Origin of the sequence: Pseudomonas sp. NY15372 (genome assembly GCF_048068215.1) — a bacterium.
In the GTDB taxonomy this organism is placed as follows: Bacteria; Pseudomonadota; Gammaproteobacteria; order Pseudomonadales; family Pseudomonadaceae; genus Aquipseudomonas; species Aquipseudomonas guariconensis_A.
On sequence record NZ_JBLUPY010000036.1, the window covers coordinates 31,717 to 44,627 of the forward strand.

General features: G+C 63.7%; 17 protein-coding genes and 1 pseudogene. 10 read left to right on the forward strand and 8 right to left on the reverse strand.

Annotated features, from left to right (window positions below; all coding sequences use genetic code 11):
* Window positions 1–32 precede the first annotated feature (32 nt).
* Window positions 33–308 (forward strand): peptidylprolyl isomerase, encoded by a 276-nt coding sequence (locus ACNFG0_RS19110; RefSeq protein ID WP_196146609.1) that lies wholly within the window; start codon window positions 33–35, stop codon window positions 306–308.
* Between the two features lie 145 nt (window positions 309–453).
* Here ACNFG0_RS19110 and ACNFG0_RS19115 read toward each other — a convergent pair whose 3' ends face one another.
* Window positions 454–1,077: a LysE family translocator gene (locus ACNFG0_RS19115; RefSeq protein WP_196146608.1), complete on the reverse strand. Its 624-nt coding sequence runs from the start codon at window positions 1,075–1,077 to the stop codon at window positions 454–456.
* Between the two features lie 134 nt (window positions 1,078–1,211).
* Here ACNFG0_RS19115 and ACNFG0_RS19120 point away from each other — a divergent pair, with 134 nt between their 5' ends.
* Together ACNFG0_RS19120 and ACNFG0_RS19125 are read left to right on the forward strand one after the other, a co-directional pair.
* Window positions 1,212–2,099 (forward strand): helix-turn-helix domain-containing protein, encoded by an 888-nt coding sequence (locus ACNFG0_RS19120; protein WP_416766022.1) that lies wholly within the window; start codon window positions 1,212–1,214, stop codon window positions 2,097–2,099.
* A gap of 185 nt (window positions 2,100–2,284) precedes the next feature.
* Entirely contained in the window at window positions 2,285–2,905 is a 621-nt protein-coding gene (locus ACNFG0_RS19125; protein WP_196146607.1) for a LysE family translocator, read from the forward strand.
* Here the strand turns inward: ACNFG0_RS19125 and ACNFG0_RS19130 are convergent.
* The gene (locus ACNFG0_RS19130) at window positions 2,883–3,578 is read right to left on the reverse strand and encodes a metallophosphoesterase (RefSeq protein WP_416766024.1); all 696 of its coding nucleotides are present in this window, start codon (window positions 3,576–3,578) and stop codon (window positions 2,883–2,885) included. The genes ACNFG0_RS19125 and ACNFG0_RS19130 overlap by 23 nt on opposite strands.
* Window positions 3,579–3,656: 78 nt before the next feature.
* On the opposite strand from ACNFG0_RS19130, the gene ACNFG0_RS19135 reads away from it, so the two are divergent.
* Both ACNFG0_RS19135 and ACNFG0_RS19140 read left to right on the forward strand, forming a co-directional pair.
* Window positions 3,657–4,172, forward strand: a complete 516-nt coding sequence (locus ACNFG0_RS19135; protein ID WP_416766025.1) for a DUF3016 domain-containing protein — start codon at window positions 3,657–3,659, stop codon at window positions 4,170–4,172.
* 143 nt (window positions 4,173–4,315) lie between these two features.
* Window positions 4,316–4,558 carry a hypothetical protein gene (locus ACNFG0_RS19140; RefSeq protein WP_196146604.1) on the forward strand — a complete coding sequence of 81 codons (243 nt, stop codon included), beginning with the start codon at window positions 4,316–4,318 and terminating at the stop codon, window positions 4,556–4,558.
* 8 nt (window positions 4,559–4,566) lie between these two features.
* Here ACNFG0_RS19140 and ACNFG0_RS19145 read toward each other — a convergent pair whose 3' ends face one another.
* From ACNFG0_RS19145 to ACNFG0_RS19165, 5 genes are all read right to left on the reverse strand, one after another.
* Entirely contained in the window at window positions 4,567–5,067 is a 501-nt protein-coding gene (locus ACNFG0_RS19145; RefSeq protein WP_196146603.1) for a methylated-DNA--[protein]-cysteine S-methyltransferase, read from the reverse strand.
* A gap of 92 nt (window positions 5,068–5,159) precedes the next feature.
* A complete protein-coding gene (locus ACNFG0_RS19150; protein ID WP_416766028.1) occupies window positions 5,160–5,486 on the reverse strand; it encodes a hypothetical protein in 327 nt (108 codons plus the stop codon).
* A gap of 129 nt (window positions 5,487–5,615) precedes the next feature.
* The gene (locus ACNFG0_RS19155; protein ID WP_196146602.1) at window positions 5,616–5,828 is read right to left on the reverse strand and encodes a hypothetical protein; all 213 of its coding nucleotides are present in this window, start codon (window positions 5,826–5,828) and stop codon (window positions 5,616–5,618) included.
* 130 nt (window positions 5,829–5,958) lie between these two features.
* Complete coding sequence (locus tag ACNFG0_RS19160) at window positions 5,959–6,477, reverse strand: anti-virulence regulator CigR family protein (protein ID WP_416766032.1); 519 nt, start codon at window positions 6,475–6,477, stop codon at window positions 5,959–5,961.
* A gap of 166 nt (window positions 6,478–6,643) precedes the next feature.
* On the reverse strand, window positions 6,644–7,138 hold the full coding sequence (locus ACNFG0_RS19165) for a hypothetical protein (protein WP_196146601.1): 495 nt from the start codon (window positions 7,136–7,138) through the stop codon (window positions 6,644–6,646).
* Between the two features lie 210 nt (window positions 7,139–7,348).
* On the opposite strand from ACNFG0_RS19165, the gene ACNFG0_RS19170 reads away from it, so the two are divergent.
* The 4 genes and pseudogenes from ACNFG0_RS19170 (at window position 7,349) to ACNFG0_RS19185 (ending at window position 10,874) form a co-directional block, all read left to right on the forward strand.
* The gene (locus tag ACNFG0_RS19170) at window positions 7,349–7,606 is read left to right on the forward strand and encodes a hypothetical protein (RefSeq protein ID WP_196146600.1); all 258 of its coding nucleotides are present in this window, start codon (window positions 7,349–7,351) and stop codon (window positions 7,604–7,606) included.
* A 94-nt stretch (window positions 7,607–7,700) separates the two neighbouring features.
* Window positions 7,701–7,887, forward strand: a pseudogene (locus ACNFG0_RS19175) (site-specific integrase); the annotation flags it as partial.
* A 20-nt stretch (window positions 7,888–7,907) separates the two neighbouring features.
* Window positions 7,908–9,494, forward strand: coding sequence for an ABC-F family ATPase (locus ACNFG0_RS19180; protein ID WP_196146599.1), 1,587 nt, complete (start codon window positions 7,908–7,910; stop codon window positions 9,492–9,494).
* A gap of 201 nt (window positions 9,495–9,695) precedes the next feature.
* Window positions 9,696–10,874, forward strand: a complete 1,179-nt coding sequence (locus tag ACNFG0_RS19185) for an MFS transporter (protein ID WP_416766030.1) — start codon at window positions 9,696–9,698, stop codon at window positions 10,872–10,874.
* Window positions 10,875–11,050: 176 nt separating this feature from the next.
* Here ACNFG0_RS19185 and ACNFG0_RS19190 read toward each other — a convergent pair whose 3' ends face one another.
* Entirely contained in the window at window positions 11,051–11,662 is a 612-nt protein-coding gene (locus ACNFG0_RS19190; RefSeq protein ID WP_196167158.1) for an FMN-dependent NADH-azoreductase, read from the reverse strand.
* 133 nt (window positions 11,663–11,795) lie between these two features.
* Here ACNFG0_RS19190 and ACNFG0_RS19195 point away from each other — a divergent pair, with 133 nt between their 5' ends.
* Entirely contained in the window at window positions 11,796–12,698 is a 903-nt protein-coding gene (locus ACNFG0_RS19195) for a LysR substrate-binding domain-containing protein (protein ID WP_416766031.1), read from the forward strand.
* Window positions 12,699–12,911 lie beyond the last annotated feature (213 nt).

The following is a 12,911-nucleotide window of genomic DNA, read 5'->3' on the forward strand; positions in this document are numbered from 1 at the left end:
CGCCCTTTTTCGCCCCAAGCACAGGTGTTCCCATGAAAGCCCAAGCCCGTCACATCCTGGTCAAGACCGCTGCCGAAGCCGAACAGCTCAAGCAACGGCTCGCCAAGGGCGAAGCCTTCGACGTGCTGGCAAAGAAATTCTCAACCTGCCCCTCGGGCAAGCGCGGCGGTGACCTGGGCGAGATCCGCCCAGGCCAGTTGGTCGGCGCCATCGACCAAGTGATCTTCAAGAAGGCCTTGCGCGTGGTACATGGGCCGATCAAGAGCAAATTCGGCTACCACTTGGTGCAGACCTTCTACCGCGACTGACCCTTAGGCTCTGTCTGAAAGCCTTGATACTTGGTCATGCTGCGTTGAAAACAGCCTCGGAATGCTTATTTACAACCCGTAAACTCCGCTTCCTCGGCTGTTTTCGCCTTGCCTGACCGGCGTCTCAAGACTTTTCAGGCAGGGCCTATCGCCGCGCCGCCAGCAGGCCCAGCCCGGCGCAACCGAGCAGCGAGGCGCTGACGCGGTTGAACAGGCGGCGCGGCCCCGGGCGGCTGAACCAGCGCTGCATGTAGGCGCCAAGGCCCGCATAGATGGCGATGGCCGCCCACTCCAACAGCAGGAACAACACGCCCAGCCAGAGGAACTGCTCAGCCACAGGCGTAGGGCTGCCCACCGAGACGAACTGCGGCAGGAAGGCGGTGAAGATCAGGATCGCCTTGGGGTTGCCTGCAGCGACCCAGAACTCCTGCCGCGCCAACCGCCAGGTACCCCGGGGGTGATCGCCGCTCACCACGGCTTCGCCCACCGGTGCGCGCCACAGCTGCCAGGCGATATAGAACAGGTACGCAGCCCCCAGCACCTTGATTGCCAGGAACAAGTATTCGCTGGTGTGCAGCACCACCGCCAGGCCCATGGCGGCCAGGGCGATCATGCCGCTGAAGGCCAGGATACGCCCGCCGCCGGCCATGCAGGCGGTGCGCAGGCCATAACGGCTGGCGTTGTGCAGCGACAGCAGGTTGTTGGGGCCCGGCGCCATGTTCAGGGCGAAACAGGCGGGGATGAACAGCAGCAGGCTCGACAGGTCCATTATTCTTCTCCATCAGGACGCCAGAAGCGTCGCGCTGGCGTCGTACGGCGTCAAGCACAGTCACTGGGCAAATGGCCGTAACAGTGGCCAGCGTTTACACTTCGGACCTTGGACTTCGGCAAGGCAGGCTTTGCATGACCCGCTCACACAGCGAAATCTGGCGCGACCCGGCGCTGCCGTTCGTGGAAAGCCGCCGCGCCTGCCATAGTCGGGCCTGCTACAAGGCGCACAGCCACCCAACGTTTTCCATCGGGACGGTAGATGCGGGCCTGAGCCATTTCACCGGTGCCGGCGAAGGCCGTGAGCGGTTGACGCCTGGCTCCCTGGTGCTGGTTCCGGCGCAGCGGGTGCATGCCTGTAACCCGCAGCCGGGCCAAGCCTGGAGCTACCAGATGCTGCACCTGGATGCGCAATGGTTGCAGCAACTGCGGTTGGAGGCCGGGGTCGCGGCCGGCGAACCCGGCGCACCGGCACGAATCAGCCGGTCAGCATCGGTGTACCGCCAGTTCTGCCAGCTCAATGCACTGTTGTTTTCCAAAGCGGGGGCAGCGGAAAAGGAAGCGGCACTGGTGGCATTCATCGGCGACCTCGATTTTGCCGCCCATGACACCCTCGATGCGGCGCCGGCTCCGACCTTGAGCGCACCGGCCTTGCGTGAGGCGCTCGACATGATCGAAGCGCAAGATTCGGCTCAGTTGAGCCTGAGCCATCTGGCCGCCCACGTGGGCCTTGGCCGTTACCAGTTGATCCGAGCCCTGCGCGCCGCCACCGGGCTCACACCCCATGCCTACCTGCTCAATGCCCGGGTCAATCGCGCCCGGCGCCTGCTCAGCCAAGGCAGGCCGTTGGCGGAGGTAGCCTATGAACTGGGGTTCGCCGACCAGGCCCATTTCCAGCGCGTGTTCAAGGCCCATGCAGGCATGACACCGGGACGCTATCGAGGTGGGGCCGGCAACACTGTCCCTCTGTGGGAGCGGGCGGGCCCCGCGATCAAGGGCGAAGCCCTTGCCACGCGACGGTGATACCAGGCCCGGCCTAATCGCGGGACCAGCCCGCTCCCACAAGGCCCTGAAAATCAAATAGTTATGCGTTGCCCTATGAGAGCGGGCTGCCCCGCGATTGGGCCGGGTAGCCTGCAATTATCTTCAATACATACGAACACCTGACGAGCAGACTGCGGCTTTCCCCACTGCAGAAGCCTAGCCCCATGGAGCAATTTTTGATCGTCGCCGCCGCCCACTTCCTCGCCCTGCTCTCCCCAGGCCCCGACTTCTTCCTGGTGGCCCGCACCTCGGCCAACGCCGGTTGGCGTGTAGCGAGCGGCGCTTGCCTGGGCATCGCCTTGGCCAATGGTCTCTTCATCGTCGCCGCCTTCGCTGGCGTCTCGATCCTGCACGAAGGCAGCACGCTGTTCGTCACCCTGCAACTGGCCGGCTGTGCCTATCTGCTGTACATCGGCGGACTGTTCTTGCGCCACGCCGGGCACAGCAGCCTCGCGCCCACTGACAGCGGCCTCGCCCAACCCGCTCGCGGTTGGCTGCACAGCCTCGTCCAAGGCTTCGTCTCCGGCATTCTCAACCCAAAGAACGCTTTGTTCTATGCCAGCTTGGCAAGCATGGTCGCCGCCACCAGCAGTGCCTGGAAGATCGCCTATGGTGCGTGGATGTTCACCGTCGTGGGAGCCTGGGACCTGCTGGTGGCCATGGCCATCGGCAACCGCCGCGTGCTGCGCCGGTTCGCCCGCGCCCTGCCCTGGCTGGAGCGCGCCTCGGGCGCCATGCTGATGCTCCTGGCCAGCGTTGTGCTCATGCACCTGGCATGGGGCTGACCAATGCCAGCGAATGCAGGTCCATCACGCTGAAAAAGCCCCTGGCCCAGCCGCCGGTATCCAGGTGCCAGACGTTGCCCAACCGCTTGGCCTGCACCACCGGTGTATGCCCCACCAGCAAGGCCCGCAGACCGGCGACCGGCTCCGTGTCGCCTTCGCGCAAGCGACGCCGCGACCATTGGCAGACCTCGCGTACGTGCGGGTCGTCCACGGCTTCCAACCTGGCCCGCAGGGTCGGCCAGTCAGGGAACGGGCTGTCGGCATGCAGCAACCCGACCAGACCGCCGGGGGTCTGCACTTCCATGCCCAGCGGCATCTGGGCGAACCCTTCTACATAGCGCTGCTGATCAGCCTCGGGCAAGTCGAGAAACCAGGCCCCTCCCGCGGCACGGTACATGTCCAGTTCGACCCGGCCACCGCGCAGATGCGCAATAGCCAGGGCTTCGTGGTTGCCCTGCACGGCGTGAAACCAAGGCTGGGCCAGCCATTCCAGCGCCTGGGCGCTCTCCGGGCCGCGATCGACAAGGTCGCCGACACTGAACAGCCGGTCGACCGACGGGTCGAACCCCACGGTGTCCAGGCACTGCTGCAGGCGAGCGAAATGCCCGTGGATATCGCCCACGGCCAGGTCACGCCCCCGGGTATTGGCGGCTACCCGCCGAAAACGGCTCATTGCATCGGTCCTCTGCTGCGGCGCCCACGGCAGGCGTAGAATGAAGGGGCAAGCCGCTCGCGCACCTGGAGGTGCATCATGCGTACCGCCCTCGCCTGTGCCGTCATGATGGTGCTGGCTTTCGACAGCATGGCACAAGCCGCCCCGGCCACGCAGGTCGAGGTACGCTTCGACCATCCTGAAAAATTCCGCGATGCCAGCCTCGACAGCCCCGGCTACGAGCGCGGCGCCGATGAATACGTCATGAAGACGCTCACCCAGCATTTGCAAACGCTTGGGCAGCGCTACCTGCAGGCGGGCCAGCAGCTGCGCATCGTGATCCGCGACATTGACCTGGCAGGCCGTTTCGAACCTTGGCACGGCGGCGCCTACGATGTGCGTTTCATGCGCGAAATCACCTGGCCGAGCATCGACCTGAACTACACCCTGAGCCAGCCGGGGCAACCCGAACGACAGGCCCAGGAGCGGGTCAGCGACAAGATGTACCTCAGCCGCCCCGGCCGCCAGGCAAGTAGCAGCGACAGGCTCTATGCCGAGAAGGTCATGCTCGGCGACTGGTTCCGCCAGCGGTTCGCGCATGGGCCGGCGTCCTGAACCGCGATTGCTTGCCTGAGCCCTGGGGCCGTTGCGCGCCCTTTTGCGACACAAGGCCACTCCCGCAGGGTATGCTCGGGCTTTCGCTTTCCATGGATGGACGACATGACACCCTGCATCCTGCAATTGCAAGGCCTGAGGCAATGAAGTACTTGCTCACCGCCTTGGTCAGCTACGCCTGCACTTATTACCTCACCGGCCTGTTGATCCAGGGGCGCCTGGCGGACCTCGCCGAAGGCCTGCGGCACCGGCCTGATGCCCCGAGGCCGGGGGAATACCTGCGCAAGGTAGAGCGATACGCCCGCCGCTCACACCGCCAATACAGCCTGGCGGTGGGCTCGGTGCTGGCGATGGTGGGTTGCCTGTTGCTGTATTGGCTGGGTTGACGCTAGGGTCAAAAATTCAGCGCCAGGCTCTGCCGCCCTTCCAGAGCGAGCAGATACTGCTTGGCCTGTAAGCCACCGGCAAAGCCGGTCAGGCTGCCCGAGGCACCGATGACCCGGTGACAGGGGGCAATGATCGATATCGGGTTGCGCCCATTGGCGGCACCCACCGCCCGCACGGCGCTGGGGTTGCCGATCTGCCGGGCGATCTCGCTGTAGCTACGGGTTTCACCGAAGGGAATGGTCAGCAGTGCTGCCCAGACCTGACGCTGGAAATCGGTGCCGAGAAAATCCAGTGGCAACTCGAAACGCTGGCGTTGTCCGGCGAAATACTCACCCAGCTGGCGAGCCGTTTCCTTCAAGGTGGGGTGGGTGTCGTTGCGGTGCAGCGCACCGAGGCGCACGCGGTTTTCCCGCTCCTGCTCCCACAGCACCGCCGCCAGGCTGTTGCCCCGCGCCACCAGTGTCAGGGTGCCGACGGGAGATTGCATGAGGGTGAAGGCGCTGGACATCGATGAACTCCGAACGAGAAAACGGCTGCCGGCACTCTACGCCCGGCAGCCGTCTCGCGCATCCGCTTTCTCACCCGCGAAGCTGTCGACGCTCAACGCCCCGCGCACGCCGCCACGACGCTGGGCTTGGCAGCACGCCTACACGATTGCAGGGCCGGTTCGCCGGCCACCTTCCTGGCCCGCCCGACGCCCCAGGCCAATGCCCTGGTCATCGACTCGCCAGGGCGGGAGTCGAACGCTTCTTCATGCAAGGCCATGCCCGAGGGCGCGTAGATGCCAATGAACATTTGCGTGGCACCAGTACGGGACAACCTGACCTGCACGTCGATGCAGGTACCACCATCGAGGGTCTCGTCGTGCCCGCGATGATGAAGGGTGGGGTCTACCCACGACCAGAACACGTCTCCACGAATTCTCATGCCGCCTCCTACGACTTTGGTCTTATATGTGTTGGTAGAGGCACCATAGCGGAAGCACACGGGCACGCAACCGCATTGCGCGCAATGGCGGGCACAATCGGACAGCCGGCTTGACCCGGCTATGGGGAATCAGGAGTCGGGCGTTTTCTCGCAGCCCGGCTCAAGTAGCGATTCGGCGAAGGTCATCCACTCTTCGAATGCCTTGCGATGGGCTTGGCACATGCCTTTCCATTCGGGGCCGCCAACGCGGCCATAGGCGATCTGGTTCATGGTCGAGGAGGTCAAGGCGTCGAGCTCCCTCAACAGGCGGTAGGCACGGTAACGCTTTTCTCTTTCAGGCATTGGCTTGTCTTCCAATGTTGCACAACAAGGGCAGCAGGAAGCCTTTTCGGTTCATGGTTTTGGGCTTCCAGCTTCTGGACCTGCGAGCGCTGCAAAAGGTCCATCGCCTCTGGAGATTGCGTCAATTGGCTCAGTCGAATGCGCCGTCGAGCACCTCGTAGATGATGCCGGTCGCCACCGCGACCAGGAGCAGGTCCGCGCCGGCCTGCATCCATTCGTAGCCATCGTAGTGAGGGAGATGGCCGAGCAACCTGCCATCGAGCTTCTTGGCGATGCCAGGAGGGAGCGGCTTGCCGCGCGCCAGGTTCTTCTGGATGCCCGGCGGCAGGGCTGGCCCAGGGCTCCAGTAGTTCCGGTAGCCGCTCAATATGCCCAACACGTCGCCACGGTCGATGGAGGGGCCGCGGTAACGATCGCCACGATAATCGTTGTCGTAGCCACCACCTTTGTGGCCGCCGCCCGCGTTGCCGCTCCCCTTGTTGCCACCGCCAGGGTGGCTGTTGCCCTGGGAGTGCTGGACCTGATTCTTGTTGTGCCCTTGGCCTTGGCCTTGCCCCTTCCCGTTGCCGGGATCGGCAAAGCCGAGGCAAGGGCCGATAGCCAAAGCAAATGAAGTCACTGCAATCACGATAGCGCGAGACTTGGCCATAACTGCTTCCTTCCGTGAGGGTGGATCCCCTGCACTGTAGACGATGGCCATGGGAAAAGTTCCCTGCCTTGGCCTGGTTATCTGCAGCCTGAAAAGATCCGTTGTAAAAGTTGAAACGAGTTCTCAGAAAGCGCCCATTACCGACGTCATCGGCACGGGCGATGGGTCACTCGGTGGCCTTGCAGGTATCGAAGTTGGCAAACCAGAAACTGACCAGGGCGGCACGCGGCTCTCTTCCGGTGAACTCGCTGCTGATCTCGGCAAGGTCGTCGCTCAACTTGAATGCACGGGAAGACCAGACCACGCCTCGCGCGACGCGGTCATCCTGGTCCGGCATGCCGTACCTGGCTTTCAATTCGTCCATCAATGCCTCACTGGAACGGTTCGACCGATCGAAGCGCATCTGTACCAAGCAAAGCTCGTCATCCTTGCTGAACACGTAGTTGTAGCCATCAGCCTGGGCGTCGAGCTTCGGCGCCTGCTTGGATGTGTAGACCAAGGCGCCTACATTGTTGGTGCCCACCTTCTGCAGAATGGCATGCCGCTCGATCTGCTCGCGCTTGAGGCCCATCTTAGTGCCTGCGGGACCTTCCCACGGTCCCTCGTCGGAGCAGCCGTAGATCATCGTTGTCGCCAGGGCCAACACTGCCAAACGCTTCATGCCTGTTCTCCTTGTTGATGGGCGGAATCTACCACAGGCCATGACGTCATCGCCCTGCAGACCGCTCTTTATCCCTGTCCACCCATCCAGCTTGGATGCAAAGCCAGTACCGATTCCCGCAAGGCCATAGTACGGTGCGCCTCGAATGTACTACCTGGTGACTTGCCCGCAAGCCCATGGACCCGGCCATTTAAAGACCTGGGAGGTCAAATGCAACGTGTTCAAGCAACAAGCCAAGAAGCTCTTGACCTGGCTTTGATTGCGTTCTACCGCTTCAAGATCGGTGAGATCAAGGTATTCGACCTGGAGCGCGCGATGAGCTTCGAAGTTGGCCAAGCCCTGTCCCAAAGCGGACTGGTAAGGTTCTCGATAACGCAGATGCCGTCTGGACGTTATCGGATCAGCGACCAGGGGGAACATTCGATCACAGAGGCTGGACGTGCTCGGCTGGAGCACCTTCGCGGCTAGAACCGCTCACCAGCCCGAACTCAGCACCGTGGCAGCTCGCGGTGCTGAATGCCGGCCCCACTCATCAGGGGCCTCGGCATCGGATTTCGCGTCCCCGTACAACTGCCCTCGCACCTATGCGACAATACGCGCAATGTCCGGCCTCAACCCCCGCATTTATCGCCCAACAGCTGGGTCACAGCATGCATGTGCTGCTGTCGACGCACGCCCGTTGGCTCAACTCAAGCTCCGACTGGAGCGCGCTGGAAACGCTCAGGATCGCTGACCCTCCAGCCGCATAAGTTACTGATAGGTAAGCGCTTTGATCTCCACCGCCAATATCACCATGCAATTCGGCGCCAAGCCGCTCTTCGAAAACGTCTCGGTCAAATTCAACAACGGCAACCGCTACGGCCTGATCGGCGCCAACGGCTGCGGCAAGTCGACCTTCATGAAGATCCTCGGCGGCGACCTGGAGCCGTCCGCAGGCCAGGTGATGCTCGAGCAGAACACCCGCCTGGGCAAGCTGCGCCAGGACCAGTTCGCCTATGAAGAATTCACCGTCATCGACACGGTGATCATGGGCCACGAGCAGCTGTGGAAGGTCAAGGCCGAGCGTGACCGCATCTATTCGTTGCCGGAAATGACCGAGGAAGACGGCATGGCCGTCGCCGAGCTGGAGACCGAGTTCGCCGAGATGGACGGCTACACCGCCGAGTCCCGTGCCGGCGAACTGCTGCTGGGCCTGGGCATTCCGCTGGAGCAGCACTTCGGCCCGATGAGCGAAGTGGCGCCGGGCTGGAAGCTGCGTGTGCTGCTGGCCCAGGCGTTGTTCTCGGACCCGGACGTGCTGCTGCTGGACGAACCGACCAACCACCTGGACATCAACACCATCCGTTGGCTGGAAACCATCCTCACGGCGCGTAACAGCACCATGGTGATCATTTCCCACGACCGGCACTTCCTCAACAGCGTCTGCACCCACATGGCCGACCTGGACTATGGCGAGCTGCGCCTGTTCCCGGGCAACTACGACGAGTACATGACCGCCGCCACCCAAGCGCGCGAGCAGTTGCTGGCCGACAACGCCAAGAAAAAAGCCCAGATCGCCGAGCTGCAGACCTTCGTCAGCCGCTTCTCGGCCAACGCCTCCAAGGCCAAGCAGGCCACCTCGCGCGCCAAGCAGATCGACAAGATCCAGCTGGCCGAGGTCAAGCCGTCGAGCCGGGTCAGCCCGTTCATCCGTTTCGAGCAGACCAAGAAGCTGCACCGCCAGGCGGTGACCGTGGAGAAAGTCTCCAAGGGCTTCGACGGTAAGGTACTGTTCAAGGACTTCAGCTTCACCGTCGAGGCCGGCGAGCGCGTGGCGATCATCGGCCCCAACGGTATCGGCAAGACCACCCTGCTGCGTACCCTGGTCGGTGAGATGAAACCCGATGCCGGCGCGGTGAAGTGGACCGACAGCGCGGAGGTGGGCTACTACGCTCAGGACCATGCCCACGACTTCGAAGACGATGTCAGCCTGTTCGACTGGATGGGCCAATGGACCCAGGGCGAGCAACTGATCCGCGGCACCTTGGGCCGCATGCTGTTCTCCAACGATGAGATCCTAAAGTCGGTGAAGGTGATCTCCGGTGGTGAGCAGGGCCGCATGCTGTTCGGCAAGCTGATCCTGCAAAAGCCCAACGTGCTGGTGATGGACGAGCCGACCAACCACCTGGATATGGAATCGATCGAGGCGCTGAACCTGGCCCTGGAGAACTACCCTGGGACCCTGGTATTCGTCAGCCATGACCGCGAGTTCGTGTCGTCGCTGGCCACCCGCATCATCGAGCTGACGCCCGACGGTGTGGTGGACTTCAGCGGCACCTACGACGATTACCTGCGCAGTCAGGGCGTGGTGGTCTGAGACCCTGGGACCGCCATGCGGCCCTTTCGCGGCACGAGGCCGGCCGCTCCTACAGCGCAATCATTGACCTTTGTAGGAGCGGCCTTGCGCCGCGAAAGGGCTGCAACGCAGCCCCAGTCGATATTTCGTTAGCCTGCTTTCTTTTTCGCCGCGCTCCAGCGATGATGGGCCACGCCCCACCGCCGACCCGCGAACGCCTCCATGACCGCGCAACAACCTGCTTCCGGCATCACCCTGCAGATCCTCTCGATCGTTTTCTATACGTTCATCGCCTTCCTGTGCATCGGCCTGCCGATCGCAGTGCTGCCCAGCTATGTCCATGACCAGCTTGGCTTCGGCGCGGTGGTCGCGGGGCTGACCATCGGCCTGCAATACCTCGCCACCTTGCTCAGCCGCCCCTTTGCCGGGCGGGTAGCTGATGGCCTGGGCGGCAAGCGGGCGATTCGCTACGGCCTGTACGGCATCGCCGGTTGCGGCGTGCTGACCTTGCTGTCGGCCTGGATGATCGCCCTGCCCTGGCTGAGCCTGCTGTTATTGCTGGCCGGGCGCTTATGCCTTGGTATCGCCCAGGGCTTGATCGGTGTCGCCACCTTGAGCTGGGGGATCGGTCAGGTGGGCAACGAACACACGGCTCGGGTGATTTCTTGGAACGGCATCGCTTCCTACGGCGCCATCGCCATCGGCGCACCGGCCGGTGTGCTGCTGGTGGACGCGCTAGGCTTCAGCGTGCTCGGCGCCGCCCTGCTGGTATTGGCCGTGATGACCCTGCTGGTGTTGCGCACGCGCCCGGATGCGGTGGTGGTGCGCGGCGAACGGCTGCCGTTCTGGTCGGCCTTCGGCCGGGTGGCGCCCTTTGGCCTGGGGCTCACCTTGGCGTCGATCGGCTATGGCACCCTGACCACCTTCGTCACCCTGTACTACCTGGAGCGCGGCTGGGTCGGCGCGGCCTGGTGCCTGAGCGCATTCGGCCTGTGTTTCATCGTCTCGCGGCTGCTGTTCGTCAATGCGGTCAACCGCTTCGGCGGCTACAACGTGGCCATGGCCTGCATGGCCACCGAAGTCGTGGGGCTGACGCTGCTGTGGCTGGCGCCCTCCCCAGCCCTGGCCCTGGTGGGCGCGGGGTTGACAGGGTTCGGGCTGTCGCTGGTGTATCCAGCACTTGGCGTGGAGGCCATCAAGCAGGTCCCCAGCAGTAGCCGAGGAGCGGGGCTGGGTGCCTACGCGGTGTTCTTCGACCTGGCGTTGGCCATAGCCGGCCCGGTCATGGGCGCGGTGGCCGTGCGCCAGGGGTATACCGCGATCTTTGCCGTGGCGGCCCTGCTCGCCTTGGCGGGCGTGGGCCTGGTGATGCTGCTGGCCCGTCGCGGTCAGCGCAGCTGATGCACTTGGGGCTGCTACGCAGCCCATCGCCGGCAAGCCCGCGCCCCCAACTAACCCGCCACCCGTGTGGGCAGCACAGTCCCGGTGGGAGCCGGCGTGCCGGCGCTGGGGGTGGGGCGCCCGGCGTCCTTAACTGACAAGCATGAGGCTGCAGGCGGTTTTTCCATTCAGCGCGATCAGGCAGCTGCGAACAGCTCGTTGGCGATCTGTGCCTGGGCGGAGTCGATGGCCTGGCTGCGGTGTTCCGGGCCGTAGGCCAGGCCGTGGGCGCGAACGATCTCGAGGTCGGTGATACCGATGAAGCCGAGGAAGACCTTGAGGAAGTCCTCATGGCCGACGCCAGTCGGCTGGCCGTGGTGCAGGCCACCGGCGGTGGACACCAGGATCACTTTCTTGTCACCGCACAGGCCTTCCGGGCCGGCTTCGGTGTAGCGGAAGGTCTTGCCGGCGACGGCGACGCGATCGATCCAGGCCTTGAGCTGGGTCGGCACGCTGAAGTTGTACATCGGCGCACCGATCACCACGGCGTCGGCAGCAAGGAATTCTTCCAGGGTCTCGGCGCTCAGCTTGGCTTCATGGGCTTGGGCGGCGTCGCGCATCTCTTCAGGGGTACCTGCGGCAACCAGGGTGGCGGCGGAGAAGTGGCTGATGGCGTCGGCCGCCAGGTCACGGTAGACCACCTCGATGCTCGGATCGGCGGCTTTCCAGGCTTCGACGACTTCGCGGCTCAGCTGGCGGGAGGCGGAATTGTCGCCCAGGATGCTCGAATCGATATGCAACAGTTTCATGGGACTCTCCTGTGAATGAAGACCGCGGCGGTGGGCGATCACGTTGGGGAGAATCCTACAGAGCCAGCTAATAGCTGATAAGTCGGCAAAAATGCGTTAGTTTGTCCCATCAGTAGAACAATGGAACAACCCCATGCAGGACCTCAACGACCTCTTCTACTTCGCCCGCGTGGTCGAGGCCGGTGGTTTCGCCGCCGCCGGTCGCCAGCTCGGCATCCCTAAGTCGCGGCTTTCCCGGCGTATCGCCGAGCTGGAGGAACGCCTGGGCACGCGCTTGCTGCAGCGCACCACCCGGCAACTCAAACTGACTGCCGTAGGCGAGCGCTACCTGCACCATTGCCAGGCCATGCTGCTGGAGGCGGAGGCTGCTGACGAAGCAGTGGCGAGCATGAGCAGCGAGCCGCGGGGGCGTTTGCGGGTGTCGTGTCCCGTGGCCTTGGCCCACGCATTCCTGCCAGGGGTGGTCAGCCGTTTTCTCGAGCACTATCCCTTGGTGCAATTGGACATGGTGCTGCTCAACCGACGGGTCGACCTGATTTCCGAAGGTATCGACGTGGCCTTGCGCGTACGTGACCTGGGCGACGAAGACCCGGCCCTGGTCACCCGCCGCCTGCGCCAGGCGCAGATGCAACTGGTGGCGGCACCAGGCTTCGCCGACCATCTGCGCCACCCATCACAACTTACCGACCTGCCGGTGCTGGGCGCCACGGAGGCGGATCGACTGGTGCATTTTCGCCTGATCGGGCCGGGTGGCGAACAACAAGAGGTCGCCCTTGAACCGCGCCTGGCCATTGATGATTTCGTGGTGCGAAAGGCCGCCGTGCGTGCGGGGCTGGGCTTCACCGCACTGCCGAGCATGTACTGCGAGGAGGAACTGGAGCGCGGTGAGCTGGTGCGCCTGCTGCCGGACTGGTCGTTGCCTGGTGGTTGGTTGCAGGCGGTGTACCCACACCGACGTGGCTTGCTGCCGGCTGTGCGTGTGTGGATCGACCATCTGGCGGCTTCGTTCGAGGCCTGTGGGGAACGCTATGTGTGAGTATCTCGGCGAACCAGGCACTTGCACGTGTAATTGCTGACGGACCGAGCGAAGCCCATCGCGGGACAAGCCCGCTCCCACGCAACCCGCCATTGGCAAGCCTTGCGTGATCCTGTAGGAGCGGCCTTGTGCCGCGATGGGGCGCGTAGCGGCCCCAATCATTAAGGCAAAGGCAGCCAAGATTCTGATCACAACAGCACAGTGACTTGATCC

Coding starts and splice junctions, on each gene's coding strand:
- ACNFG0_RS19135 (WP_416766025.1), top strand. CDS start 3,657: ATGCGTACCGCCCTCGCCTGTGCCGTCATGATGGTGCTGGCTTTCGAC.
- ACNFG0_RS19195 (WP_416766031.1), top strand. CDS start 11,796: ATGCAGGACCTCAACGACCTCTTCTACTTCGCCCGCGTGGTCGAGGCC.
- ACNFG0_RS19170 (WP_196146600.1), top strand. CDS start 7,349: ATGCAACGTGTTCAAGCAACAAGCCAAGAAGCTCTTGACCTGGCTTTG.
- ACNFG0_RS19140 (WP_196146604.1), top strand. CDS start 4,316: ATGAAGTACTTGCTCACCGCCTTGGTCAGCTACGCCTGCACTTATTAC.
- ACNFG0_RS19120 (WP_416766022.1), top strand. CDS start 1,212: ATGACCCGCTCACACAGCGAAATCTGGCGCGACCCGGCGCTGCCGTTC.
- ACNFG0_RS19125 (WP_196146607.1), top strand. CDS start 2,285: ATGGAGCAATTTTTGATCGTCGCCGCCGCCCACTTCCTCGCCCTGCTC.
- ACNFG0_RS19155 (WP_196146602.1), bottom strand. CDS start 5,828: ATGCCTGAAAGAGAAAAGCGTTACCGTGCCTACCGCCTGTTGAGGGAG.
- ACNFG0_RS19130 (WP_416766024.1), bottom strand. CDS start 3,578: ATGAGCCGTTTTCGGCGGGTAGCCGCCAATACCCGGGGGCGTGACCTG.
- ACNFG0_RS19110 (WP_196146609.1), top strand. CDS start 33: ATGAAAGCCCAAGCCCGTCACATCCTGGTCAAGACCGCTGCCGAAGCC.
- ACNFG0_RS19145 (WP_196146603.1), bottom strand. CDS start 5,067: ATGTCCAGCGCCTTCACCCTCATGCAATCTCCCGTCGGCACCCTGACA.
- ACNFG0_RS19160 (WP_416766032.1), bottom strand. CDS start 6,477: ATGGCCAAGTCTCGCGCTATCGTGATTGCAGTGACTTCATTTGCTTTG.
- ACNFG0_RS19150 (WP_416766028.1), bottom strand. CDS start 5,486: ATGAGAATTCGTGGAGACGTGTTCTGGTCGTGGGTAGACCCCACCCTT.
- ACNFG0_RS19190 (WP_196167158.1), bottom strand. CDS start 11,662: ATGAAACTGTTGCATATCGATTCGAGCATCCTGGGCGACAATTCCGCC.
- ACNFG0_RS19185 (WP_416766030.1), top strand. CDS start 9,696: ATGACCGCGCAACAACCTGCTTCCGGCATCACCCTGCAGATCCTCTCG.
- ACNFG0_RS19115 (WP_196146608.1), bottom strand. CDS start 1,077: ATGGACCTGTCGAGCCTGCTGCTGTTCATCCCCGCCTGTTTCGCCCTG.
- ACNFG0_RS19165 (WP_196146601.1), bottom strand. CDS start 7,138: ATGAAGCGTTTGGCAGTGTTGGCCCTGGCGACAACGATGATCTACGGC.